This is a genomic window from Burkholderia sp. Ac-20353 (assembly GCF_017104785.1).
In the GTDB taxonomy this organism is placed as follows: Bacteria; Pseudomonadota; Gammaproteobacteria; order Burkholderiales; family Burkholderiaceae; genus Burkholderia.
Map to the genome: position 1 here is coordinate 1 of NZ_JAAGPL010000441.1, position 2,019 is coordinate 2,019.

General features: G+C 70.9%; 4 protein-coding genes. All 4 read left to right on the forward strand.

Annotated features, from left to right (window positions below; genetic code table 11):
- A partial coding sequence (gene gspM / locus G3N94_RS41070; protein ID WP_205799876.1) for a type II secretion system protein GspM occupies positions 1-232 on the forward strand: 232 nt, incomplete at its 5' end.
- Between the two features lie 216 nt (positions 233-448).
- Positions 449-1,192 (forward strand): TonB C-terminal domain-containing protein, encoded by a 744-nt coding sequence (locus G3N94_RS41075; protein WP_205799877.1) that lies wholly within the window; start codon positions 449-451, stop codon positions 1,190-1,192.
- Between the two features lie 6 nt (positions 1,193-1,198).
- On the forward strand, positions 1,199-1,747 hold the full coding sequence (locus G3N94_RS41080) for an RNA polymerase sigma factor (protein ID WP_205799878.1): 549 nt from the start codon (positions 1,199-1,201) through the stop codon (positions 1,745-1,747).
- Between the two features lie 11 nt (positions 1,748-1,758).
- The coding region (locus tag G3N94_RS41085) for a DUF4880 domain-containing protein (RefSeq protein WP_205799879.1) at positions 1,759-2,019 on the forward strand (261 nt) is incomplete at its 3' end.

Genomic DNA, 2,019 nt, shown 5'->3' on the forward strand with positions numbered 1-2,019 from the left:
TGCGCTGGCCGCGTCGCTCGCGGAAGCCGGCATTGCCGGCGCGCGGGTCGTCGTGCTCGGCAACGGTATCCAGGTCGATATCAAGGGCGTGCCGTTCGCCGCGTGGACGGATTGGCTCGAACGCGCGCGCCGCGAGCAGCGCGTGCGCATCGCGGCCGCGCGCGCGAGTGCCGACGGCAAACCTGGCATCGCGACGGTGTCGGCGACGCTGCAGCCGGCGGCAGAACCGTGAGCGGCGGGCATGCGGCGACGCCGGCAGGCACGGCGGTAAATACGGCAGTAAACACACCGCCAATCCCGCCGACACCCCCAGCAATCCGCCATCCGGCAAGCGCGTCACCGCACTGTCACAGTCGCTGCCGACAATCGGACGTTCGCTTGCTACGGGGCCGAACACATGGCCGGCTGCGTTGCGGCCGCGGGCCACTCCCAATCCGGCCATGGATTCATGACACGTTCACGGGCGCCGGCCGGTGTGCTGGCGCTGGCTGTCTGCCTGATGTTCGTCGCGTCGATCGTGCGCTTCGCATGCGCGCAGGAGGCGCCGCGAGGCGGCCGCCAGCCGGGCACCACCGTGCATTTCGATCTGCCGGCGCAGCCGCTCGCGAAGGCGTTGCAGGATTTCGCGCGGATCAGCGAGCTGATCGTGCTCGCGCCCGAGCCACTGCTGGAGGGGCGCACGAGCGCGCCGATCGTCGGCGATTTCCTGCCGCGCGACGCGCTCGAACGTGTGCTGGCCGGCACCGGCCTGCGGGCGGATTTCATACAGCCGGACGAGGCGATGATCGTCGCGCAGCCGGCAACGAGAGAAGCGGCGCCGGATGCGCCGGACGCGATGTTGGGCGGCGCGCTGCCGATCGACGGCATCGGCGATTCGGACGAGCGGCGCGCGTATGCGGGAATGCTGCAGGCCCGCCTGATCGACGCGCTGTGCGCGCTGCCGGCATTGGTGCCTGGCGGTTATCGGCTGGTCGCGCAGGTGCGCATTGACGACAAGGGGGCGGTGGTGGCGGTCAACCTCGTGGCATCGAGCGGTCTTGGCGTCCGCGACGCGGCGATCCTGCGCGCGCTGCGCGCGTTGAAGCTCGACGCGGCGCCGCCCGCCGGGCTGCCGCAGCCGGTGACGATCATGCTGCGCCCGGTCGGCAGCGGCGTGCATTTTCGCTGCCCGGCGGCGGATGCGCGAGGCTAGGCGGCCATGTCCGACAACACCCGCGCGGGCCTCAGGAAGCGCATCGCGGCGCACTATGCGTCACTGGTCAGGCGTCTCGAGCGCGCGACCGGCTCGAAAGACGGCGCGGCCGACGCGCTGCACGAGACCTGGCTGCGTCTCGAGAACGCGAACGTGTCGACGCAGGTCGGCAACGCGGATGCGTATATCCTCGGGATGGCTAACAACGTCGCGGTCGACCAGTATCGGCGCGAGCGCCGCCATCTTCACGAGGACGATCTCGACGCGGTGCTCGAGTTACCCGACGAGCTCGCGGATCCCGAGCGCATCGTCGCGGCGCGCCGCAAGGTCGACGCGCTGAAGGAGGTGCTGCGCGGGCTGACGCCGCGGCGCCGCGCGATTCTCGTCGCCGCGCGCGTCGATGGCCTGCTGAACCGCGAGATCGCCGAGCGCTTCGGCATTTCGCTGCGCCTTGTCGAAAGCGAGCTCAGCGCGGCGATGAAACACTGCCTTCAACGCATGCAGGACGAGGGCGATCCGTACCCGGGTTCGCGCGGCGGACCCCGTAAATTTTGAGCATCCCGACGATGACGAAAGCCGAGCTCGATCCCGCCGACGACGCGCACGACACCGCGAGTGCGTGGCTGCTGCGGCTGCGTTCCGGGGACGCGGGCCGCGCGGACGTCGATGCATTCGAGCGGTGGTGCGCGGACGATCCGCAGGCCGCGCACCAGCTGCGCGACACATGGAGCACCCTGCGCACCGCTGCGGCCGAGATCGCGCAGGAAGAGCGCGCGCGCGGCGGCGCATGGGCCGGCGTCGCGAAGCGCGAGCGTGCGATTCGCACC